Origin of the sequence: Pseudomonas sp. 15A4 (assembly GCF_016925575.1) — a bacterium.
Lineage (GTDB): Bacteria > Pseudomonadota > Gammaproteobacteria > Pseudomonadales > Pseudomonadaceae > Aquipseudomonas.
Window position 1 is genome coordinate 1,936,564 of record NZ_CP068986.1, and the last position, 21,029, is coordinate 1,957,592.

General features: G+C 58.2%; 19 protein-coding genes and 2 pseudogenes. 6 read left to right on the forward strand and 15 right to left on the reverse strand.

Going from position 1 to position 21,029, the window contains the following annotated elements:
• The first annotated feature begins 259 nt into the window (after positions 1-259).
• The gene (locus tag JN403_RS08705) at positions 260-961 is read left to right on the forward strand and encodes an OmpA family protein (protein WP_205486739.1); all 702 of its coding nucleotides are present in this window, start codon (positions 260-262) and stop codon (positions 959-961) included.
• Between the two features lie 65 nt (positions 962-1,026).
• Here JN403_RS08705 and JN403_RS08710 read toward each other — a convergent pair whose 3' ends face one another.
• From JN403_RS08710 to JN403_RS08720, 3 genes and pseudogenes are all read right to left on the reverse strand, one after another.
• Positions 1,027-1,926: an acyltransferase gene (locus tag JN403_RS08710; protein WP_205486740.1), complete on the reverse strand. Its 900-nt coding sequence runs from the start codon at positions 1,924-1,926 to the stop codon at positions 1,027-1,029.
• 80 nt (positions 1,927-2,006) lie between these two features.
• Entirely contained in the window at positions 2,007-4,100 is a 2,094-nt protein-coding gene (gene pta, locus JN403_RS08715) for a phosphate acetyltransferase (protein ID WP_205486741.1), read from the reverse strand.
• A 94-nt stretch (positions 4,101-4,194) separates the two neighbouring features.
• Positions 4,195-4,556 (reverse strand): annotated as a pseudogene (locus JN403_RS08720) (DUF3565 domain-containing protein).
• Here JN403_RS08720 and JN403_RS08725 point away from each other — a divergent pair.
• The 3 genes from JN403_RS08725 (at position 4,525) to JN403_RS08735 (ending at position 6,835) form a co-directional block, all read left to right on the forward strand.
• Positions 4,525-5,010 (forward strand): peptidylprolyl isomerase, encoded by a 486-nt coding sequence (locus JN403_RS08725; protein WP_074884740.1) that lies wholly within the window; start codon positions 4,525-4,527, stop codon positions 5,008-5,010. The pseudogene JN403_RS08720 and the gene JN403_RS08725 sit on opposite strands and share 32 nt — an antisense overlap.
• Before the next feature lie 114 nt (positions 5,011-5,124).
• On the forward strand, positions 5,125-5,607 hold the full coding sequence (locus JN403_RS08730; RefSeq protein ID WP_122536156.1) for a glutathione peroxidase: 483 nt from the start codon (positions 5,125-5,127) through the stop codon (positions 5,605-5,607).
• Positions 5,608-5,731: 124 nt separating this feature from the next.
• On the forward strand, positions 5,732-6,835 hold the full coding sequence (locus JN403_RS08735) for an NADH:flavin oxidoreductase (protein WP_205486742.1): 1,104 nt from the start codon (positions 5,732-5,734) through the stop codon (positions 6,833-6,835).
• A gap of 102 nt (positions 6,836-6,937) precedes the next feature.
• Here the strand turns inward: JN403_RS08735 and JN403_RS08740 are convergent, their stop codons facing one another.
• Together JN403_RS08740 and JN403_RS08745 are read right to left on the reverse strand one after the other, a co-directional pair.
• A complete protein-coding gene (locus JN403_RS08740; RefSeq protein ID WP_205486743.1) occupies positions 6,938-8,116 on the reverse strand; it encodes a glycosyltransferase family 1 protein in 1,179 nt (392 codons plus the stop codon).
• A 167-nt stretch (positions 8,117-8,283) separates the two neighbouring features.
• The gene (locus tag JN403_RS08745; protein WP_205486744.1) at positions 8,284-8,577 is read right to left on the reverse strand and encodes a hypothetical protein; all 294 of its coding nucleotides are present in this window, start codon (positions 8,575-8,577) and stop codon (positions 8,284-8,286) included.
• Positions 8,578-8,782: 205 nt separating this feature from the next.
• Here JN403_RS08745 and JN403_RS08750 point away from each other — a divergent pair, with 205 nt between their 5' ends.
• Positions 8,783-9,415 (forward strand): hypothetical protein, encoded by a 633-nt coding sequence (locus JN403_RS08750; protein WP_205486745.1) that lies wholly within the window; start codon positions 8,783-8,785, stop codon positions 9,413-9,415.
• A 188-nt stretch (positions 9,416-9,603) separates the two neighbouring features.
• On the opposite strand, the gene JN403_RS08755 is transcribed toward JN403_RS08750, so the two are convergent.
• From JN403_RS08755 to cysZ, 7 genes and pseudogenes are all read right to left on the reverse strand, one after another.
• Positions 9,604-10,716 (reverse strand): hypothetical protein, encoded by a 1,113-nt coding sequence (locus tag JN403_RS08755; RefSeq protein ID WP_205486746.1) that lies wholly within the window; start codon positions 10,714-10,716, stop codon positions 9,604-9,606.
• Positions 10,717-10,809: 93 nt separating this feature from the next.
• Entirely contained in the window at positions 10,810-11,481 is a 672-nt protein-coding gene (locus JN403_RS08760) for a DUF2931 family protein (RefSeq protein ID WP_205486747.1), read from the reverse strand.
• Positions 11,474-11,758 carry a hypothetical protein gene (locus JN403_RS08765; protein WP_205486748.1) on the reverse strand — a complete coding sequence of 95 codons (285 nt, stop codon included), beginning with the start codon at positions 11,756-11,758 and terminating at the stop codon, positions 11,474-11,476. The genes JN403_RS08760 and JN403_RS08765 overlap by 8 nt, the downstream gene beginning before the upstream one ends.
• 7 nt (positions 11,759-11,765) lie before the next feature.
• Positions 11,766-12,440 carry a DUF2931 family protein gene (locus JN403_RS08770; protein WP_205487277.1) on the reverse strand — a complete coding sequence of 225 codons (675 nt, stop codon included), beginning with the start codon at positions 12,438-12,440 and terminating at the stop codon, positions 11,766-11,768.
• Positions 12,441-12,676: 236 nt separating this feature from the next.
• Positions 12,677-13,351 carry a DUF2931 family protein gene (locus tag JN403_RS08775; RefSeq protein ID WP_205486749.1) on the reverse strand — a complete coding sequence of 225 codons (675 nt, stop codon included), beginning with the start codon at positions 13,349-13,351 and terminating at the stop codon, positions 12,677-12,679.
• Between the two features lie 1,738 nt (positions 13,352-15,089).
• Positions 15,090-17,357: pseudogene (gene vgrG / locus JN403_RS25405) on the reverse strand (type VI secretion system tip protein VgrG); the annotation flags it as partial.
• A 387-nt stretch (positions 17,358-17,744) separates the two neighbouring features.
• Positions 17,745-18,500 (reverse strand): sulfate transporter CysZ, encoded by a 756-nt coding sequence (cysZ, locus tag JN403_RS08785; protein ID WP_122535271.1) that lies wholly within the window; start codon positions 18,498-18,500, stop codon positions 17,745-17,747.
• Between the two features lie 385 nt (positions 18,501-18,885).
• Between cysZ and trxB the strand changes: the two genes are divergently transcribed.
• On the forward strand, positions 18,886-19,848 hold the full coding sequence (gene trxB / locus JN403_RS08790; RefSeq protein ID WP_122535273.1) for a thioredoxin-disulfide reductase: 963 nt from the start codon (positions 18,886-18,888) through the stop codon (positions 19,846-19,848).
• Between the two features lie 86 nt (positions 19,849-19,934).
• On the opposite strand, the gene JN403_RS08795 is transcribed toward trxB, so the two are convergent.
• From JN403_RS08795 to folX, 3 genes are all read right to left on the reverse strand, one after another.
• Positions 19,935-20,276 (reverse strand): HopJ type III effector protein, encoded by a 342-nt coding sequence (locus JN403_RS08795; RefSeq protein WP_205486751.1) that lies wholly within the window; start codon positions 20,274-20,276, stop codon positions 19,935-19,937.
• A complete protein-coding gene (locus JN403_RS08800) occupies positions 20,269-20,565 on the reverse strand; it encodes a DUF1244 domain-containing protein (protein ID WP_172609676.1) in 297 nt (98 codons plus the stop codon). Before JN403_RS08800 ends, JN403_RS08795 begins: the two co-directional genes overlap by 8 nt.
• A gap of 90 nt (positions 20,566-20,655) precedes the next feature.
• Positions 20,656-21,027, reverse strand: coding sequence for a dihydroneopterin triphosphate 2'-epimerase (folX, locus tag JN403_RS08805; protein WP_172609675.1), 372 nt, complete (start codon positions 21,025-21,027; stop codon positions 20,656-20,658).
• Positions 21,028-21,029 lie beyond the last annotated feature (2 nt).

The window sequence follows — 21,029 nt, forward strand, 5'->3', positions numbered from 1 at the left end:
GGATGAATAGCGATATCAATCAGTGGCTTGCGGAAGTTAGCTAGATAACCCTGGGCAATTTGAGTGGCATAAATACGATGAACAGTATGTTCACGCTGCACATAAATATTTGCTTTTGTTATTAAAGAAATACTGCCGTTGGCCGTGCGCAGGCGGTTCAGCCGTCGTTAAGGAATTTTTGACGGCCACCATGCTCTAATTGCCCAAATCGTCGGCCTTTATGTTTGGCCGTAGAAAAGCAAAACAGGAGCTCTCCTTGATGTTGACCTTTCGCCGTTTGATCATCGCTGCCACCGCACTGACCGTGCTTTCCGGCTGCGCGACGCAGAATCCATACGACAATCAGGGGCAGGCGCAGAACTCCGGCGGGATGAGCAAGACCGCCAAGTACGGCGGTCTGGGTGCATTGGCCGGCGCCGTCGCCGGCGCTGCCATTGATCACAACAACCGCGGCAAAGGTGCGCTGATTGGCGCTGCCGTGGCGGGTGCTGCCTCAGCCGGTTACGGTTACTACGCTGACAAGCAGGAAGCCGCGTTGCGCGCCAGCATGGCCAACACTGGCGTTCAGGTTCAACGCGAAGGCGACAACATCAAGCTAGTGATGCCGGGCAACATTACGTTTGCCACCGACTCTTCGGCCATCGCCAGCAGCTTCTACTCGCCGCTGAACAATCTGGCTGGCTCGCTGAAGCAGTACAACCAGAACATGATTGAAATCGTCGGCTACACCGACAGCACCGGCAGTCGCCAGCACAATATGGACCTGTCGCAGCAGCGCGCCCAGAGCGTGGCGACCTACCTGACCTCCCAAGGGGTTGATGCCGCTCACCTGTCGGTGCGCGGTGCCGGTCCGGATTCGCCGATCGCCAGCAACGCCGACGTCAACGGCCGCGCCCAGAATCGCCGTGTTGAGGTCAATCTCAAGCCGATTCCTGGCCAGCAGTACCAACAACAGCAGTAACCGCATGACGTGAAACTAAAACCCCGGCCAGTGAGCCGGGGTTTTTCGTTGAGGCCTATAAGTACTCAGCCCGGATACCGCTCATGCATCTGCGCGAGCAACGCGTCCTTGTCTTCCCACAGCCGGTTGATCCACTGCTGAAACTCGAGGCGGTAGGCATCATCCTGGTCGTAGCTTTTGCCAATGAACTGCGGCGGAATCTGCACTTCTTCGAAATGCGCGACCACTTCGCGAACGTTCCCGCAGAGCAAGTCCCAATACCCTGGGCGTCCGGCCGGATAATGAATGGTCACGTTGACGATGGACTCCAACTGCTCGCCCATGGCGTCCAGCACGAAGGCAATGCCACCTGCCTTGGGCTTCAACACGTAACGGAATGGCGAGTTCTGCTGCGCATGTTTGGCTTCGGTGAAGCGCGTGCCTTCAACGAAGTTGAAAATGCCCACCGGGTTGTTGCGAAACTTCGCACAAGTGCGGCGGGTGGTGGCGAGGTCCTTGCCTTTCTTTTCCGGGTGCTTGGCCAGATAAGCCTTGCTGTAGCGCTTCATGAACGGAAAGCCCAGCGCCCACCAGGCGAGGCCAATCACCGGCACCCAGATCAGCTCCTGCTTGAGGAAAAACTTCAGCGGACGGATGCGCCGGTTCAGCACGTACTGCAGCACCATGATGTCGACCCAGCTCTGGTGATTGCTCGTCACCAGATAAGAATGCTGATAGTCCAGGCTTTCCAGCCCGCTCAAATGCCAGCGGGTGTGACCGAGCAGGTCCATCCAGGCGTTGTTGTTGCTGATCCACGCTTCGTGGATGTGGCTCATCAGCCAGTCGGTGACCTTCTGCGCGGCCGGGAAGGGCAGGCACAGTTTGAAGATGGCAACGACGAACAGAGGCGTGCAGCAGAGAATCGTGTTGAGCGCCAACAGCAACGAGGCGATGACGCCGCGCAAAGGGGCGGGCAGGAAATCCATCTGAATCGAACTCCGGGGTCAGTCAGCCGCCGGTGGGTCCCGGCGGGGTTATTGTGGGCAAGCGATATTGCAGCGCAATGTTAGTGCGGCAAGGTGGCCGCCTGAATCGCCGTCAGGGCAATGGTATAGACGATGTCGTCGACCTGAGCGCCGCGCGGCAGGTCATTGACCGGCTTGCGCAGGCCTTGCAGCATCGGGCCGAGGCTTACGCAGTCCGCACTGCGCTGCACCGCTTTGTAGGTCGTATTGCCGGTGTTGAGATCCGGAAACACGAACACGTTGGCGCGACCTGCCACCGGGCTGTCCGGTGCCAGTTGCCGGGCGACGTGCTCGTTGGCGGCGGCATCGTATTGCAACGGCCCGTCGATCAGCAGACCGCGCTGGGTTTCGCGCGCCAGTTGCGTGGCTTCGCGGACCTTTTCCACTTCCTCGCCGCTGGCCGAGTTGCCGCTGGAATAGCTGATCATCGCCACCCGCGGTGACAGGCCGAACGCCACGGCCGAGTCCGCGCTCTGCACCGCGATCTCCGCCAGCTCGGTGGCCGTCGGGTGCGGGTTCATGATGCAGTCGCCATACACCAGCACCTGCTCCGGAAACAGCATGAAAAACACCGATGAAACGAGGGTGCAGCCTGGTGCCGTCTTGATTAGCTGCAACGCAGGCCGAATGGTGTTGGCGGTCGAATGGATCACCCCCGACACCAGCCCGTCCACTTCGTCGAGGGCCAGCATCATGGTGCCGATCACCACCGGATCTTCCAGTTGCTGCTCGGCCATCGGCGCATTCAGGTTTTTGCTGCGGCGCAGATCGACCATCGGCGCGACGTAGCGCTCGCGGATCTGGTCCGGATCGAGAATCTCCAGGCCCGGCGGCAGCTCGATGCCGTGGGCGCGGGCCACGGCATTCACGTCCTCGGGCTTGGCCAGCAGCACACAGCGGGCAATGCCGCGGGCCTGGCAAATCGCCGCCGCCTGGACGGTCAACGGCTCGGCGCCTTCGGGCAGCACAATGCGTTTGTTTGCCGCTTGGGCGCGCTGGATCAGTTGATAACGGAACACTGCTGGCGACAGGCGCATCTCACGGGGCGTACCGCAGCGCTGATGCAGCCAGTTAGCGTCAAGGTGGCTGGCGACGAAATCGGTGATGATCTCCGCACGTTCGCGGTCATCAATAGGGATTTCCTTGTTCAGCTGATTGAGTTGCGTCGCGGTGTCGTACGAGCCGGTACTCACCGACAGCACGGGCAACCCGGCCTGCAGTGCGCCTCGGCACAGGTCCATGATGCGCGGATCGGGCAGGGTGTCGCTGGTCAGCAGCAGCCCGGCCAACGGCACGCCGTTAAGGGTCGCCAGGCTTACGGCCAGAATGATGTCATCGCGATCGCCCGGTGTAACGACCAGCACGCCCGGCTTGAGTAACTGCAGGGTGTTGAGCACCGTGCGGGCGCAGATGATGATCTTCGACATGCGCCGCTGTTCGTAGTCGCCAGCATTGATCACTTGCGCACCGAGCAGGTCCGCCACGTCGCGGGTGCGCGGGGCGTTCAGGTCGGCCTGAAACGGAATGCAGCCGAGCAGGCGGAAATCACCGCTGCGCAACAGCGGCGAGTGTTCCTTGAGCCGCGTCGAAAACGCTTCCATGCTCTCGTCGGTGCGTACTTTGTTGAGGATAACGCCAAGCACTTTCGGGTCTTTCGGGCCACCGAACATCTGCGCCTGCAACTCGACGCGGCCGGAGAGCTCGGTCAGTACTTCGTTTTCCGGGGCGGATACGAGAATGACTTCCGCATCCAGGGCCTTGGCCATGTGCAGATTGACCCGGGCGGCATAGCTGGCGCTGCGGGTCGGGACCATGCCTTCGACGATCAGCACGTCGCGGCCAATCGACGCCTCTTGATACAGGTTGATGATTTCTTCAAGCAACTCGTCAAGCTGGCCTTCGCCGAGCATACGTTCAACGTGAGCCAGCCCCAGCGGCTTGGGCGGCTTGAGGCCGTGGGTGCGCGCGATCAGTTCAGTTGAACGCTCCGGGCCCAGATCCCCGGGATGCGGCTGAGCGATTGGCTTGAAAAAACCGACCTTGAGCCCGGCGCGCTCCAGGGTGCGTACCAGCCCCAGGCTGATGGACGTCAGGCCCACACCAAAATCTGTGGGCGCGATAAAGAAAGTCTGCATGCGGGCTTCTCGAAGATGAGCAGTGCAAGGGTCGTGGCGCTACGAATTCAGCCATCGGACCGGATAAATCAGGACGCTGTTCAGTCGCAGCGTCTCAACGGGGCCCAAGGTTATCGTTATCTGACCCCGACGCGCACCAGCCGCATTGAAAGGACTGGCCGATTTTTGCCTGGCGCTGCGCCGAATCCAGTACCCAGGCGCGGGATTGCCAGGGCGGGTCGTGGCGCAAATGCTGGGTGTGCCCGCAGGACAGCTCAACCACCCAGTGACCGTCCAGGTCCTGAACAAAGCCGGTAATGATCGAGCGGTGAGAGGGGGCTTTCGGGGATTCCAATCGGGGCCGTCCGTCTGAGTTGCGTTCGCTTTCGCGCGAGTGCTTGGTTAGACTTGGTCGCTCATATCTATTTGCAAAAGGTCTCGCCCCATGCCGATCGCCGCCAATAAGGCTGTCTCCATCGACTATACCCTGACCAATGACGCTGGTGAGGTCATCGACAGTTCTGCCGGCGGCGCGCCGCTGGTTTACCTGCAAGGTGCAGGCAATATCATCCCGGGTCTGGAAAAGGCGCTGGATGGCAAGGAAGTCGGCGACGAACTGAAAGTGGCCATCGAGCCTGAAGATGCGTACGGCGAATACTCCGCCGAGCTGGTCAGCACCCTCAATCGCAGCATGTTCGAAGGTGTCGACGAGCTGGAAGTCGGCATGCAGTTCCACGCTTCGGCGCCGGACGGCCAGATGCAGATCGTGACCATCCGCGATCTGGACGGCGACGACGTCACTGTCGACGGTAACCACCCGTTGGCCGGTCAACGATTGAACTTCGATGTGAAGATCGTCGCCATCCGTGATGCAAGCGAAGAAGAAATGGCCCACGGTCACGTGCACGGCGAAGGTGGTCATCACCACTGATTGTCCTGCTAAGCTGAGTGAGCTGGCCAGGCGTCCTAGCGGTCTTGTGAAAACATCTGTTTTTGCGGTCTGACAGGGCGCTTTTTGCGGCCTAGGGTTTCCAGGGGAGTTTTCATGAGTGTATTTCACGAGCTGAAGTTGAAGGCTCTGGATGGTCAGGAGCTGCCCCTCGCCCCGCTCAAGGGCAAAGTGGTTCTGGTGGTCAACGTCGCGTCAAAGTGTGGCCTCACGCCGCAATACGCTGCGCTGGAAACCCTTTATCAGAAATATAAAGATCAGGGCTTCAGCGTCCTCGGGCTGCCGTGCAATCAGTTCGCTGGTCAGGAGCCTGGTAGTCAGGAAGAGATTCAGACGTTCTGTTCGCTTAACTACGGCGTGACCTTTCCGCTGGGCGACAAGCTTGAAGTCAATGGACCGCACCGCCATCGGCTGTATCAGATGCTCGCGGGCGAAGGCGCCGAGTTTCCCGGTGACATCACCTGGAATTTCGAGAAGTTTCTCGTCGGAAAAGATGGCCGCGTTCTGGCACGCTTCTCACCCAGTACGCTTCCGGATGACGCCAAAGTGGTGAGTGCGATCGAGAAGGCACTGCCCTAGTATTTCAATTCGCTGTCCTTCTTCTGCGCCTTAATCACTCCAGTCAATAGTGCTTCGTATCCCGTGCGCTTCGGCTCATTCTGTATGACCTTCATCATATTTCCAGAATGCCGAGGACGCCTGCATGCCTGTTCAAGCCTTGTTCAAACCCTTCCACTTGGGCAGCCTCGAGTTGCCAACGCGCATCGTCATGGCGCCGATGACCCGCTCGTTTTCACCGGGCGGCGTACCCAATTCCAAAGTCATCGAGTACTACCGTCGTCGTGCGTCTGCGGGCGTTGGCTTGATCATCACCGAAGGCACCACAGTCGGGCACAAGGCCTCAAATGGATACCCCAACGTGCCGCAGTTCTTTGGCGAAGCGGCACTGGAAGGCTGGCGCAAGGTGGTGGAAGCGGTTCACGAAGAAGGCGGCAAGATCGTGCCGCAACTCTGGCACGTGGGCGCTGTGCGCCGTCTGGGCACAGAGCCCGACGGTACGGTGCCGGCCTATGGCCCGACCGAGAAGCTAAAAGACGGCAACGTTGTGGTTCACGGCATGAGCAAGCAAGACATCGACGAGGTCATTGCAGCGTTCGCCCAGGCGGCGAAAGACGCGAAAGCCATCGGCATGGACGGCGTCGAGATCCATGGCGCCCATGGTTATCTGGTCGATCAGTTCTTCTGGGAAGGCACCAATCAGCGTACCGACGAGTACGGCGGCGACCTCGCGCACCGTTCACGCTTTGCCATCGAACTGATTGAGGCCGTGCGGGCAGCAGTAGGTCCGGACTACCCGATCATTTTTCGTTACTCGCAGTGGAAACAGCAGGATTACAGCGCGCGTCTGGTGCAAACGGTGGAAGAGCTCGACGCGTTCCTCAAGCCGCTGTCCGACGCAGGCGTGGACATCTTCCACTGCTCGACGCGACGTTTCTGGGAGCCTGAGTTTGAAGGATCTGACCTGAACCTGGCCGGATGGACGCGCAAGCTCACCGGTAAACCGACCATCACGGTCGGCAGCGTCGGACTTGACGGAGAGTTTTTGCAATTCATGGTCAACACCGACAAAGTCGCCCAGCCCGCGAGCCTGGAAAACCTGCTCAAGCGCTTGGGCGACGAGGAGTTCGATCTGGTCGCAGTCGGCCGCGCGCTGCTGGTCGACCCGGACTGGGCGTTGAAAGTGAAGGAAGGCCGCGAGCACGACATTTTGCCGTTCAGCCGTGAAGCGCTGGGCCGATTGGAGTGAAGGAAAGGGGCTGATTTATTTACAGTGAAGGAAAGGGACTGATTTATTTACAGCGCTTCACCGTAAATTAATCTGTCCCTGACTGCTCACATCGCTGGGCCGCTACTGTCCCGTCCCCACCCCCAAAACAATCCCATCCCGCGTCTCGCTCGCCGCCCGCAAATAACTCTCGAATGAGTCAATAATCCCGGCCCATCCCTGACGACTCGCGTGTTGCCGGGCATTCAGCCTGACCCGGCGCAAGGTTTCCTCATCTTCCAGCATCCAGCGCGCGGCATCGATGAAGCCGTCTTCATCCCCCGGCATCGCTACCGCGCCGTTATGGCCGTGGCGAATGTGCTGGGCCGCCGCCGCTTCGTCATAGGCGATCACCCCCAGCCCTGACGCCAACGCTTCCAGCACCACGTTGCCAAAGGTTTCAGTCAGGCTCGGAAACAGAAACAAGTCACTCGACGCATAGTGCGCTGCCAGCGCATCCCCTCGCTGGGTGCCGCAGAAGATGGCGTTCGGGAGCTGACGCTGCAGAGTGGGCCGGACAGGTCCATCGCCGACAATCACCAGCCGCAGGTTTTTCTCGGGATAGGTGCTGACCAGTCCGTCAAAGGTGGTCTTCAGCAGCCCCAGGTTTTTCTCCGCCGCCAGCCGTCCGACGTGCAGAACCGCCGTATCGCCTGGTTCAAGGCCCCAACTCTCACGCAGCGCACTTGAGCGCTTCGACGGGTGAAACAATTGGCAATCGACGCCCCGCGACAATAGTTCCAGTCGCTCGAAGCCTCGGCGTTCGAGTTCGGTTTTCTGCGTGAAGCTGGGCACGAGGGTAGCGTTGGAGCGGTTATGAAACCAGCGCAGGTAGGTGGTCAGCAGGCGCGTGATGAAACTCAGCCCGTACTGCCGCGTGTACTGCTGAAAGTTGGTGTGAAACCCGCTGACGATGGCAATTCCCAGTCGCCGCGCGGCACGCAGCGCCGAAAGACCAAGCGGTCCTTCTGTCGCGATATACAGCACATCCGGGCGATTGCGCTGCCAGCGGCGCAGCAGCTTGTGCATCGATGACTGCCCCCACTGCAGCCCGGGATATCCCGGCATCGGCCAGCCGCGGCACAGCATCAAATCTTCCCCGGCCGCGCGCATTTCATCGTCGCTCTGCCGCGGCCGAATCACCTCAACCCGATGCCCCCGCAGGCGCAGCCCGTCGCACAAACGGCTGAGCGTATTGGCCACGCCGTTTATTTCAGGTGCATACGTCTCGGTGATCAGGGTAATGCGCAGGGATTTACTCATGAGATCAGTTTCTGAGCGGGTCATTGCGCTTGTGTGGCGGTTCAGTGATGGATTTGTGACTGCACATGGCTTGCTGGGATTTGGCAGTAGCCTCGTCCGAACCTGACCGGTTGTTACGGCACTCGCCCCGATCAGGTTTGAGCATGACTGCGCAGACCAATGGTGCATTATCCGCCAACGGTGAAGGGCACAAGCCGCGACTCACCGATGCGCTCGAAGGCAGCCGGTTCTGGCACATAGTGCGTCTGCACTGGGTTCAGGCTGGTCAGTTGCAGGTGCGAACGGGGTTCAGCGGGCTTGGCAAGGTTCGCAGATTCAGCCTTCAGGGTGTGTGAGACGAACGGCTGAGTCGCCTGCGCCAGTGCTTGCATGAACGCAGGGGCGTGGGGTTCCGGCTTCTTCTGTCGGTCCATCACAAACGACGCAAGATGAGCGGTGGTTTTAAGCGGTGTTGATTCCATGGGCATATGACTCCTGCTGATGAACACGCCGGGCGCTTGAACGCGGCGGCAAATACTCGCCCGGAGTGGGCATGTCCATGGTTAAACAGGAAGGCTGTGGGAAGTGGCGAATACCGTCGTAGGAATCGTCCTGATTTTCCCGAGGTTGATTAAAAGAGTGTTTCCGCCTTTAGCATGCGTCGCCTCAACTTCTGGAGGAAACGCTGTGTCCGAACAATTCAACACGCCACCTGCTGCCGATTTGACGGCTTTGCCTACGAGCGGCCCGCCGTTTTATACGGTATCGCTGGTCAAGTTGACGGTGATGATGTTTATCACTTGCGGGTTGTACGGGCTCTACTGGTATTACAAAAACTGGTCGCGATACAAAGCGTATTCGGCGAAACCGATCTGGCCGGTCCTCCGCGCCATTTTCGGACTGATTTATGTGCCGTCCATGTTTGGCAAGGTCGACGCCTTGCTGAAGGAGAAAGGGCAGCGGGGGATGCCTTATTGGGGCACGCTTGCGGCAGGCATGATTCTTCTGGCGCTCGCCCCGTCACTTTTCGTGTTCGTCCACAACATCGCAACAAGCTCGAAAGGCGTCGCTTCGGCAGGCCTTGGGCTTATCCCGCTAGCGATATCCGTCATTTCGACGTTTGCACAGTTCCTGATCATGCTCAGAGTGCAGTCGTTCATTAACCAGCTGAACCGCGACGCCGAAGGAAGCTGCAAGTGTGGTTCTACCTTCGGTGAAGGTATATGGGCGATGCTGGGCTTAATGTGCTGGGTCGTTGTGATAATTATCGTTGTCATGATTGAAACTATCAGAATGTATTTTTCCAGCCGTGGCCTGTAGCCGTCTGAGCGAGTTGCTGCACTGATAGAACCTGCGTCTCACACAAAAAAGGCCTCAATCGAGGCCTTTTCTCTCCATCGGCGAATCCGTTCTGGCAGCGTCTCCGCGCCACGCTCCCTCACCCAAAACAACGTCGCCCCGCTACTGCCGCAGCCTTATGTGTAGCGTGCCAAGCAGGTCGCGCGGGGTCACCTAGGCCGGAAGCAACCTGTGCTGCCGCCTATCTCCAAAGAGAGGCAGCCGGGCGTGACGTCCAGTTGCAGATACTGAAACAGATCCGATAACTCTCCGTATGCCGGGTTGGGCTTGGCATCCCACTCTACGATTAGCCACCTCGCATCCGGAGTTACCTCAAACCACTCAATGGCTTCGGTCGCCCCCTCTATCCCCACGCCAACTTTCTCCAGTTCTCTGTTGGCCTGGTAGGGCAGGGCTATCCTTTCTTGAGTCGAATCCGTCCAGACACTCGATACGGTCGATCCGTCCTTGAACTGCCAATACACCGTCATCGGCTTAATGGGAGGCGGTTTCATCGGATCGTAATGAAAGACTTCAACCAGGTAGTGAGTGTCGATTTGATTAGCGTCTTGCTCTTCGAGTCTTCGATGGGCCTCAGCTAGCGTGAACTCATCTGGTTCTGTGTAAGTGATCGGTTGGTTTGTTGATTTTTCCCACCAAAAATTGAACATGTGGCTGTTGGGTGCTACGTCGAACCAGCGTGTTGGGGCGGCCATTTGAGAAGTGCTGAGCCCTATTTTTGTTATTGTTCTGTTGGGATCGTAGTGAAGCATTGCACGGGACGATGGGTCAGCTGTGAGCTTTATAGAGGCAGCGGGCCCATGGTCAAATTGGAAGTGGACGAACTCCGGCTTGATGCGAGGAGGCTCACGGTAACGAGCGTAACGCATTTCCAAAATGTAGTGACTCGTCCAGAATTCCAATGGAGAGTATTTATTCTGGATGGCGTACTCCAAGAGTGCATCCCTGGGCCGCTCCCGGAATAAGTCGAAGGCAAGCTCATGAGCGGGTCGAAGAGTGGGTTCGCTTTCTAGCGTTAGAACGTTGTCCTCGACATACCACTTCCCTTTCGCAAAGCCACTGGCACTTCCATATTCGACTCCCGCCGTAAATGTGCCGTCTTTTTCCAGCTGCAGTCCAGCCGCCATTTCCATCACGCCGTACAGGTAATATAGTCCTTCCAAAGCGTGGGTTTCGGCGCGAGTGCACGTCGTGATTACCCATAAGAGAACGACAAGGCAGAATTTGGAACTGGAACTGTCCGTTAACTTGAATAAATTCATAACATCCCTTTCATATGTCGCGCCTCAAACGCTGAGAAGAATTCTTTGAATGGCTGGCCATCGATTTTGGCAACTGAATATCAGAGCGACTATTCACCACGAACCATATGGAATGCCGAATTTCTCAACATAGGCTTTGGACTCAGCCGATGGCTGAACGAACTTGCCACCCGATAAGCCGTCACTTGGCCCGGTCGGATCGACCTTGGCCTGAACCCTCGTGACCTCAATGGGAGACAAGCAAGGTCCTGTTACCCAAACTTTCGCGATGCCACCTGGCGCCAAGCCGATGACGATGGCTTCGCGGTAGCCGGTGATCCATTTCGCGTCGAAGCGACAAAATACTTTCTCGCCTTTGCGCATGATCTCTCGGGTTGATTCGGGGATGTCGATGCGCGCGTGATAGATCTGTGGTTCAACCAGCGATTGCCAGCGAACATACATCTCTTTAGGAAGGTCAGCTTTGAGATATTTACCTTTGCCCCATCCCACGCGCTCGGGCCAGCCTTTGGGATCGCCTCTGAATTTTTCTGGTATCCCCTTGCTTCGCGCCCGTGGATAGCCAATGGACGGTACGCCTCTGGCTGCTTCAAAGGTGACATAACCACCAATGTCCAAGACATTAACTGTTTCAATCCAGACTTCCATATAATCGGGGGCAAATACACCTAGGCGCCACGCTTCGTATGGCATTGAACGACTGTTTGCGTTAGTGCAGCCAGTGAGCAGCATCAAGGACAGGGCGAGCGACAAAAGCTTATTCATTGGGATGCACCATGCGCAGACCGTTGTCACCTAGGCGGTTGATGACCACGGTATCGAATTTACTGTTCCAGTCATTGGCCGGATTCCAGTGGTAGGAGAGCTGGACATAGCGTTGATAGAGCAACGTCTCTTCGGCCGGACTCAATACGTAGGTTTTGGACTTCCCTAACGCGTAAGCGGTGAGCTCGTCTGCAACGGGCGGTAGCTCGTCCGGCAATACCAGTCTGCGGTTCCGCTTCGGACATCTGGACTGCTGCGCAAATACAAGCTTGTGCATTTGGGACTCACCACGAGCCATAAGGTACGCCGAACTTCTCGACGTAGGCTTTTGAGGTGGGAGACAGTGGACGGTACTTGCCGCCGGATTTGCCATCATATGGGCCGGTACGATCAACCTTTGCCTGCACCCTCGTCACCTCTATAGGAGACAGGCAGGGACCGGTTACCCAAACTTTTGCTATGCCGCCCGGTGCCAAGCCAATAACGATGGCTTTTCGATAGTCTGTTATCCACTTTCCATCGGCAGGGCAAAGTGTTTTTTCGCCCTTGAGCATGCTCTCTCGAGTCGCTTCACTGATGCTAATCCACGCGTGATAGATTTGCGGCTCGACCAACGATTGCCACCGGACATAGATCTGTTTGGGGAGCGCAGCGCCTTTGACGTATTTTCCGGCACCCCAACCCACCTGCTCTGGCCAGCCTTTTGGGTCTCCTCTGAGCACCTCGGGGATTTCTTTTCTGAGAGCTCGGGGATAGCCAATGGAAGCGGTTCCGCTACCTGCGTGCATGCGGACCATCCCATCGCTGCCATAGGCGTCAGCAGTCTCAATCCAGACCTCCATGTAATCGGGAGCGAAGAAGCCAAGGCGCCATGCGTCATATGGCATGGACCGGCTGCTAGCAATCGTGCAACTGGTGAGCAGCAGTATCAGTGCGACGCCTAGTGCGTACTTATTCATTGGGATGCACCGTTGCAGGTAGTTTTCATCAGACCGGTTGATGACCACGGTATCGAATTTACTGTTCCAGTCATTGGCCGGATTCCAGTGGTAGGAGAGCTGGACATAGCGTTGATAGAGCAATGTCTCTTCGGCCGGACTCAATACGTAGGTGTTGGACTTCCCTAACACGTAAGCGGTGAGCTCGTCTGCAACGGGCGGTAGTCCATCCGGCAATGAACACCTTCATTAATTTCTCACCACGAACCATATGGAATGCCGAATTTCTCAACATAGGCTTTGGACTCAGCCGATGGCTGAACGAACTTGCCACCAGATAAGCCGTCACTTGGCCCGGTCGGGTCTATCTTGGCCTGCACCCTTGTCACTTCAATGGGAGACAAACAGGGGCCTGTTACCCAAACTTTTACAATGCCGCCCGGTGCCAGGCCGATGACGATGGCTTTGCGGTAATCGGTGATCCATTTCGCGTCGAAGCGACAAAATACTTTCTCGCCTTTGCGCATGATCTCTCGGGTTGATTCGGGGATGTCGATGCGCGCGTGATAGATCTGTGGTTCGAGCAGTGATTGCCAGCGGATATAGAGTTCTTTGGGTAGATCCGCCCGCTTGACGTATTTCCCAGCGCCCCATCCGGGGCGCTCTGGCCATCCCTTCGGATCGCCCTTGAATACCTCGGGAATTCCTTTGCTAAAAGCGCGGGGATACGTCATTGAGGGTATCCCCCTGCCTGCTTCAAAAATCACATAACCGCTGTTATCCAACACATTGGCTGTCTCAATCCAGACCTCCATGTAATCGGGAGCGAAGAAGCCAAGGCGCCATGCGTCATATGGCATTGACCGGCTGCTAGCAGTCGTGCAACTGGTGAGCAGCAGCATCATTGCGAAGCCTAGGACGAGCTTATTCATTGGGATGCACCGTTCGCAGGTAGTTTTCGCCAGGCCGGTTGGTGAACAGCGTGTCGCGTTCAGCCGATGGGTGAGTGACGGGATTCCAGTGAGCAGAGAGGTGAATGTAGCGTTGGTAGAGCAATGTCTCTTCGGCCGGGCTTAAACCGTAGGAACCGGATTTTCCCAACGCATAAGCCATAAGTTTTTCGTGGATGGGCAGGAGCTCAGAAGGCAAGGCAAGGCGTTTATCCTCGTTTGGGACTTCTCGAAACGGCACGCCATGTTGCACCGCCAGCTCACGCATGATGCGCAGATACACAAGCGCCAGATCGTTGCGCACTTCCCGCTGACTGCTCACTGCGGCATAAACTCGTTTAGTGTGAGAGACATCGCCTTTGGCGTTGTTGGCGACGTCGACATGCCAGGTGCGGATTTCCAGCGGCAGGGTGTAGTTGGCGTAGATCGCTTCAACCTGTTGCAAGTCTTGCTGGGTGAGTTGATAACTGACAGCGCTGTGGTTAGGTGCGGTTTTAGCGATTTCGTTGTTGCGAGGCTTGCTCAGCATCACGCGCTCTACCATGTCGGGCAGATATCCGCCGCCCAGATCGGAGTGCACGCCGGGGAGAAGAATCTCGGCACCGCTCGCCTTATTTAGCGAAAAGTTATAGCGGCGTTCGTCTTTGGCAACGAGGTGTACAACCTTTCGCGCAGTACCCGGCGCCAGCCGAATATCGATGCCGGGATTGATGGCGTTATTACCGCTGAAGTCTCCGTGCATCCAGTCAGCAATGGCGGCCACGGTGTCAAAAATGCCGATGTAGTTGATGCAGAAATCTGTTTGAGGCCTCCAGGCAAAACTGTCTCCCAAGCCCGGTGTTCCGGCTGGGATGGCTTTGGCGACCACGCTGCCTTTTCCCTTTAGTACTTCATTTGCAAAATCCCTTGCCGCCGCCGCGCCGCGACTGAATCCGAAGATGTCGAATTCAATTCTGTTTATGCGCTTATCAGGATTATTTAGCTGAAACGTTCGCAGGGTTTTTAATAGCAGGCCGGGACTCTCCTCGACGCGGGCTCTGACCCCTTGCGCGCCGAGCCCGGTGGCTTGGGAATACAGCGAGTCGCCTTGCGTGCTGCTCGTGCCAATGCCTTCGATGTAGACGGGAAATGAAGCCTCAGTCTCGTCATCTGAAATTTGCTTGTCGCTGTCGTCTCTGTAGAGCTCAAACAACTTCGCCACATTGCTGCTGTCATTGCCGAAACTGTCATCTGGTGCGCCGCCGTTGCCGTCGAATCCGTGCTGTTTGCAGAACGCGACAATGTCAGGCGCTGCCTCTGCGAGATTCACGTCACGGGCGTAGCAAGCGCGTGCTTTTTCACTGTTATCGCGGTTGTTACCCGTGCCATCGAAGAACATGCCGATGCGCAACGTGATCAACTGCTCCAGTTCAACCTCTTCCTCTTCTTCCTCCTCCAGTTCAGGTGTGGGACGCGGCTTCAGCCTTTCTTCGGACTGAGGAAAGTCGATCGCGATGTTTCCAGGCAACATCGTGTGGACGGGCATGGTTCTGCCGTCCTTGTCGGTCACGCCGTTGAACACTTCGCCGTTCTGCGTGGTGATCCGGTAACGGACGAAACGGGCAGCGGCTTGTTGCGCGTCGACCAGGGTGTACCCCGCCCCATAGCCATAAGGTATTGGTGTCACCGGGGTGGTCAGCGTGGTGGCACCGCCCTTTAGCACGTAAACGGCACGGTGATAGATATTCCCCGGCGCGCCCAGCTCGATCTCGCCATCCTTGATGCGGATGTACGCGCCGCCGCAACTGAGGACGAGTTCCTTCGGCGCGCTGATTTCGATCCGGCCGGCCAGGCTTTCGATCTTGATGTCGTCTTGGGCGAGCGCATGCAGTGCGGCACTTTGGGCGTGAAGCTGAACGTCGCCCTGAACCGCTTTCAATTGCAGACCCTTGGTGACGGCACACAGGCTGATCGCACCTTCGGCGGTGCCGGTGATGTTGCGTCCGGCGCTGAGGTCGGTTGAGCGTGACGAGGTGATGGCGACGCTTTCGCGACCGGAGGACACGCAGATGGCTTCGGGGCTAACCATGCCGATGCCGGCCGGCGCGTGCAGCAGAAGACCGGGCTCGGTGAGATTGGTGAGCGCATCGTTCAGTTGCGTTTGGCCGCTCGTATCGGCGGGAATGGCGCCCGCACTTTTTGCGGCCTGGGCCATGGTGCGCGCCAGGGACAGCGCAGTTTCCAGCTGGTCGATTGCAGCGTCCATGTCCAGCTGCTGACCGTGGGCTTTGGTCTGTTCATCCGCACTGATAAACAGCCCGCTTCCCGCCCGAGTCGCGCCCCAGCCATCGGTGCGCAGTTCAAACCCTTCGCCGCGCTTCTCCTTCTCGTTGTCGACCAGATGCCCGAGATTCAGCTGGCTCTTGCCGCTGTGCTCGGTGCTGAGTTTGATGTGTTCCTTGCCGCGATCGTCTTCCATGCGCAGCTTGTTATTCGCCGGGGTGCGCAGCACGTTGCGTTTGTAATCGCTGCGCAGCAGCGTCACATGGTCAGGGTGGCGATCATCGTGAAGGGCATGGGCGATGTAGGGCCGGTCCGGGTCGCCTTGCTCAAACGCGATGGCTACTTCGGTGCCGCAGATCAGCGGCAGATGCAGCCCGTGGGTATCCCCGGCATAGGGACGGGCAAGCCGCAGCCACAGACTTTCCTCACCGAGTTTCCAGCTATCGCGGTCGAACAGAAAGCTGACCTTGTAACGACCTTCGCTGTCGATGTGGCTGTAGTGATCGTTGGCCAGCGAACTGGTCACGCGAGCCGGAACGGTGCCCGCTATCTCAGGCTTGGTCAGCAAAGGCGGCCGAAAGCACACGCTCTCCGAATAGGGAATCGCTTCAAAGCTCAGTTCAAAACTGCGATCCCGCGCCGCACGCAACCGTAGCCTTGTGATCACCGCCCCCGGTTCAAAAGCCTGAGGCGCCCCACCGGAAATCGCCAGCACCTGCGCCAATCCCAACGAAGCGCTGCTGCTGAGACCACTCAGGCGAGTCTGGTCATTCAGATACCGCTCATGCCGCAGCCGACCATAGAAAAACCCGCTTTCCCCCAGCAGATCCTCGTCCTGATCCAGCTTGTCGCCCAAGGCCTTATATGGCTCGGCATAGTGATACGCCTCGCCATAAGTGGTCGGGTCACCCCGGGTCTGATCAACATCCCCATCCAGCCAAGCACTGGCATCCCGATGGTGATAAGCCCGAAAGTGAACGCTCTGCTCCACCACCCCATGACTGACCTGCAGCCCCCAAACCCCGTCCGCACCGCTGCTGCCCAGCCCCGACTGAGGCCGGTAGGGCAGACTGATCCGAGGCCGACCGTAATGCCGCTGATCATCATGAAACTCGACGACCGCAATCCCCAATCGCTCATCGTTAGTGAAGCGATACCAGATCCCCACCTCGGCCAACAACCGCGCAATAAACGAAAGATCACTCTCGCCGTACTGCATCACCTGCTCGCGCTTCGGATACTCCCGCACCAGCGTGAATAGAAAATCCTGCCCCTCAAAATCATGCCGCGTGCGCAAAATGCTCTCGACAATCTGCGGCACCGACTGATGCTGATAAATCCGGAACTGCCGCCCGCGACCCAGCAACGCCAAGCGCGGTTCCAGCGTCACTTCATAGCGCGCCTCGTCAGCGGAACCGGACAGCCGCTTGAAGCCGGTGATGACCCCATGCAACGTCCGCAACGCTTCAACCCGAGGGACCGGCAACCCACGAATCGCAACAGGCAACGTATGTGCCGCAGCATGCAGGCTGAACTGAGCGGTCTTCCCCAGCATCCGCTCGGCGCCGATGTCCTGCTCGACGGAAGTAAATTCCACGCGATAAAGAAACGGCCGGCTCAGCTGTTCTTCACCTTCAAAGGCTAAAACGTCGAGGGCGATAGGCAGGCTGTGAACGACAAGCTTGTGGCGGCTGTGATCGAAGAAAGGCGGCAATACGGTGAGCATGAATGAGCGTCCCTGGCAGGAGAATGCGCCCCCGACCGGTCCATAAAGAACCGATCAACTCATCCATGACAGGGGCTGAAGCGGGCGAAGATGAGGCATTCCTCACCGTCATTCCATAGACAAAACACGAACGGGACGCGTCCTAATGGAGATCAGGAAATGCCCTACACAGATCGCAAGGGGAAAGGCGTTTGAGCCGCCCGACGCTCCCGGCTGAAGGCGGAAGCAGAGTTGTGCAGTTTGATGTGACGCGCGGCAGCTTGCCGGAAACGGGCTGCGCAACCTACGTCGAATAGTCGGCGGCAACCCTGGATTTCCAGAGCGCTGATCGACCCGTTTAAAAAGCTTGCGTACAAAAAAGGCCTCAATCGAGGCCTTTTCTCTGCATCAGCGAATCCGCTCTGCCAGCGTCTCCGCCCCACGCTCCCTCACCCAGAATAACGTCGCCCCGGCCACCGCCGCCGGCATCATCAGGATGTTGACCACCGGTATCAGCAGCACCAGATACACAATCCCGCCGAAGCTCATGCTCTGCCACCGCTTGGCCCGCAGCCAGGCGAGCATGTCTTGCCAGCTCATTTTGTGGTTGTCGGCGGGGTAGTCGATGTACTGGATGGCCATCATCCACACCCCAAATATTAGCCACAGCGGCGCGGCGACGAGGTTCACCACGGGAATCCACGAAAGGATGAACAGGCCCACGGCACGCGGGAGGAAATAGCCCAGTTTGCGCATCTCCCGGCTCAAAGTGCGCGGGACCATTTCCACCAGCTCGCCCCAACTGAACGCGGGAAAATCATCCGTCCCGCGCAGGACCACTTCTACCTTTTCAGCGAGAAAGCCATTAAACGGCGCGGCGATGATGTTGGCGATCATGGTGAAGGTGAAGAAGACCATCAGCGCGACAAGCACCACGAACAACGGCCACAGGATGTAGTTGAGAAAGCTGAGCCAGCCGGGGAGGGTGGGCATGAAGGAGTCGACCCACAATCTGAATTCGTGGCCGGCGAAGTAAATCATGGCGCTGAACAGCACCAGATTGATCGCCAGCGGCAGCAGGACGAACAGGCGCAGACCGGGGCTCAGGACCAGTTTCAGGCCTTCGCGCAGGTATTGCGGGCCAGACAGGACGGGTGCAGGCATGTGTGCCTCCAGGCAGTGATATCGCGCCGACCTTACCGGCTTTGCTACGACGGCGGAAGCGCTGCCGTGGGTGAGACATTCGCTGAAACAATCGCGCAGCGGTAAAGTCTATGCAGGACTGCATGCGCAAAGGGGAGGATGAGGATAGGGCTGGCCTATGAGCTGGATTGTGAAACGATATTTCCTTAATCTTCTCCGCCCCGATAAGCTTGCGGCCAACTTTCACCGTTGCTGTGCCCCGAGTGGCAGCTTCTCGTTTTCAGGATTGTCGTGCGGCCCGTGTAGCCACAGGCCCCCGTCAGTCCCAACCCTCTCAACCGGTACGCCGGTTCAGACCCAGTGACTCCGACCACGCGTAACGATGGCCGGTCAATAGGAGTGTGTCATGTCTGATGTACGTCATTCGCGAGTGATTATCCTCGGCTCCGGCCCTGCCGGTTACAGCGCTGCAGTCTATGCCGCGCGCGCCAACCTCAAGCCGTTGCTGATCACCGGGATGCAGGCGGGTGGTCAGCTGACCACCACTACCGAAGTCGACAACTGGCCGGGCGACCCCCATGGCCTGACCGGCCCGGCATTGATGGAGCGTATGCGTGAACACGCCGAGCGTTTCGAGACCGAGATCGTGTTCGATCACATCAATGCGGTCGATCTGGCCGGTAAGCCGTTCAGCCTGAAAGGCGACAACGCGACTTACACCTGCGACGCGCTGATCATCGCCACCGGCGCCAGCGCCCGTTATCTGGGTCTGCCGTCCGAAGAAGCGTTCATGGGCAAGGGCGTGTCGGCCTGCGCGACCTGCGACGGTTTCTTCTATCGCAACAAGCCGGTCGCCGTGGTCGGCGGCGGCAATACTGCTGTCGAGGAAGCCCTGTATCTGGCCAACATCGCCAGCAAGGTCACCCTGGTTCACCGTCGCGATACCTTCCGCGCCGAGAAGATCCTCATCGACAAGCTGCATGCACGTGTCGCCGAAGGCAAGATCGAGCTCAAGCTCAACGCTACGCTGGACGAAGTGCTGGGTGACAACATGGGCGTGACCGGTGCTCGCTTGAAGAACAACGACGGCAGCTATTCCGAAGTGACCGTCGACGGCGTGTTCATCGCCATTGGCCACACGCCGAATACCAGCCTGTTTGACGGTCAGCTGGCGTTGAAAGACGGCTACATGGTCGTTCAAGGCGGTCGCGAAGGTAATGCGACGGCCACCAGCGTTGACGGTGTTTTCGCTGCCGGCGACGTGGCGGATCACGTCTACCGTCAGGCCATCACTTCGGCTGGCGCAGGCTGCATGGCTGCACTGGACGTCGAGCGCTACCTGGACGGCCTGGCGAACGTTTCGTTCTGACCTGACCATCAGCTGCAAAAAAACCGGCTCATTGAGCCGGTTTTTTTATGTCTGGCAAACGCGCCTTTTCGCCGAAAAACCTGCGGTCAGGCCTTGGGCTTGAGCGGCTCGGCCGAGAACTTAACGCCGGCCAAACCGTTCGCGATCAGTGCCCGAATATTGCCGTGGTCCGAGCCGTCCGGTGTATCGAGCACAGACCGGTAGTGCTCGCCAAAAGCCAGCAGCGCTTCTTCATCGCTCAGGCCTTCCAGCAGCGCCAGGCCGAGGGTCTTGCAGGAGCCTTCGTTCTGGCCAGCGGCGTTTTCCACCGGGCCGTTGCTGAACGCCTGAGGCTGATAGTCGTAATGCGCGGCGATGAACGTCAGCGTGTCGGCGAACAGATGATCGCCGCTGGCGAGGCTGGCGCGCAGGGCGCTCAGGTCAGTCATGCTTCGGTTCCTTGACGAACGCGGCTTGCTGCTCGGCGCTGGCTTCTTTCTGGTACGTGGATTTCCACTCGCTGTACGGCATGCCGTAAACCACTTCGCGGGCGTCATCGAGCGTGATGTCGATGTGCTTCTCGTCGGCCTCGGCCTTGTACCACTTGGACAGACAGTTGCGACAGAAACCGGCAAGGTTCATCAGGTCGATGTTCTGCACGTCCTTGCGGCTGTCCAGATGCGCAACCAGACGGCGGAAAGCGGCGGCTTCAAGTTCAAGACGTTGTTGCTCGGTCATGGTGTGCTCTGTCGGAAGTAAAAGATGGGCGGATGATAAGAGTGGCAGTCAGGCCGGGCAAGCGCGCGCCCGCAAAGGCGAGCGCAGGAATCAGCGCGCTGCCGCCAAGGTGATCGATACCGATTCGGCGAAACGCAGTGCGTGGGGCTTGTCCACTTCGACTTCGGCGTATTGCACCTCGTCATGGGTCATTACCAGGTCGAGCACTTCCTGGGTCAGGCGCTCAAGCAGGGCAAAGCGGTTGCTTTCGACGTGCTGGATGATGGCCTTGGTGATGGTCCGGTAGTTCAACGCGTGATCGATGTCGTTGTCACGCACCGCTTCCTGCGCCGCATACAGGATCGTCAGGTTGATCAGCACGTCCTGCTTGTTGAGGATTTCGGCTTCGTTGATGCCGATAAACGTCCGCAGGCACAGGTCTTTGACCCTGATGCGCGCGGTGCCGGGTTCGAGTCTTGCCATGG

Bases quoted from the DNA above. Each gene is read 5' to 3' on its own strand.
- JN403_RS08735 (WP_205486742.1), top strand. From the start codon at position 5,732: ATGCCTGTTCAAGCCTTGTTCAAACCCTTCCACTTGGGCAGCCTCGAG.
- cysZ (WP_122535271.1), bottom strand. From the start codon at position 18,500: ATGCCTGCACCCGTCCTGTCTGGCCCGCAATACCTGCGCGAAGGCCTG.
- JN403_RS08765 (WP_205486748.1), bottom strand. From the start codon at position 11,758: ATGCACAAGCTTGTATTTGCGCAGCAGTCCAGATGTCCGAAGCGGAAC.
- JN403_RS08770 (WP_205487277.1), bottom strand. From the start codon at position 12,440: ATGAATAAGTACGCACTAGGCGTCGCACTGATACTGCTGCTCACCAGT.
- trxB (WP_122535273.1), top strand. From the start codon at position 18,886: ATGTCTGATGTACGTCATTCGCGAGTGATTATCCTCGGCTCCGGCCCT.
- JN403_RS08705 (WP_205486739.1), top strand. From the start codon at position 260: ATGTTGACCTTTCGCCGTTTGATCATCGCTGCCACCGCACTGACCGTG.
- JN403_RS08795 (WP_205486751.1), bottom strand. From the start codon at position 20,276: ATGACTGACCTGAGCGCCCTGCGCGCCAGCCTCGCCAGCGGCGATCAT.
- JN403_RS08800 (WP_172609676.1), bottom strand. From the start codon at position 20,565: ATGACCGAGCAACAACGTCTTGAACTTGAAGCCGCCGCTTTCCGCCGT.
- JN403_RS08730 (WP_122536156.1), top strand. From the start codon at position 5,125: ATGAGTGTATTTCACGAGCTGAAGTTGAAGGCTCTGGATGGTCAGGAG.
- JN403_RS08760 (WP_205486747.1), bottom strand. From the start codon at position 11,481: ATGAATAAGCTTTTGTCGCTCGCCCTGTCCTTGATGCTGCTCACTGGC.
- JN403_RS08740 (WP_205486743.1), bottom strand. From the start codon at position 8,116: ATGAGTAAATCCCTGCGCATTACCCTGATCACCGAGACGTATGCACCT.
- JN403_RS08775 (WP_205486749.1), bottom strand. From the start codon at position 13,351: ATGAATAAGCTCGTCCTAGGCTTCGCAATGATGCTGCTGCTCACCAGT.
- JN403_RS08725 (WP_074884740.1), top strand. From the start codon at position 4,525: ATGCCGATCGCCGCCAATAAGGCTGTCTCCATCGACTATACCCTGACC.
- pta (WP_205486741.1), bottom strand. From the start codon at position 4,100: ATGCAGACTTTCTTTATCGCGCCCACAGATTTTGGTGTGGGCCTGACG.
- JN403_RS08710 (WP_205486740.1), bottom strand. From the start codon at position 1,926: ATGGATTTCCTGCCCGCCCCTTTGCGCGGCGTCATCGCCTCGTTGCTG.
- JN403_RS08745 (WP_205486744.1), bottom strand. From the start codon at position 8,577: ATGGAATCAACACCGCTTAAAACCACCGCTCATCTTGCGTCGTTTGTG.
- JN403_RS08755 (WP_205486746.1), bottom strand. From the start codon at position 10,716: ATGAATTTATTCAAGTTAACGGACAGTTCCAGTTCCAAATTCTGCCTT.
- folX (WP_172609675.1), bottom strand. From the start codon at position 21,027: ATGGCAAGACTCGAACCCGGCACCGCGCGCATCAGGGTCAAAGACCTG.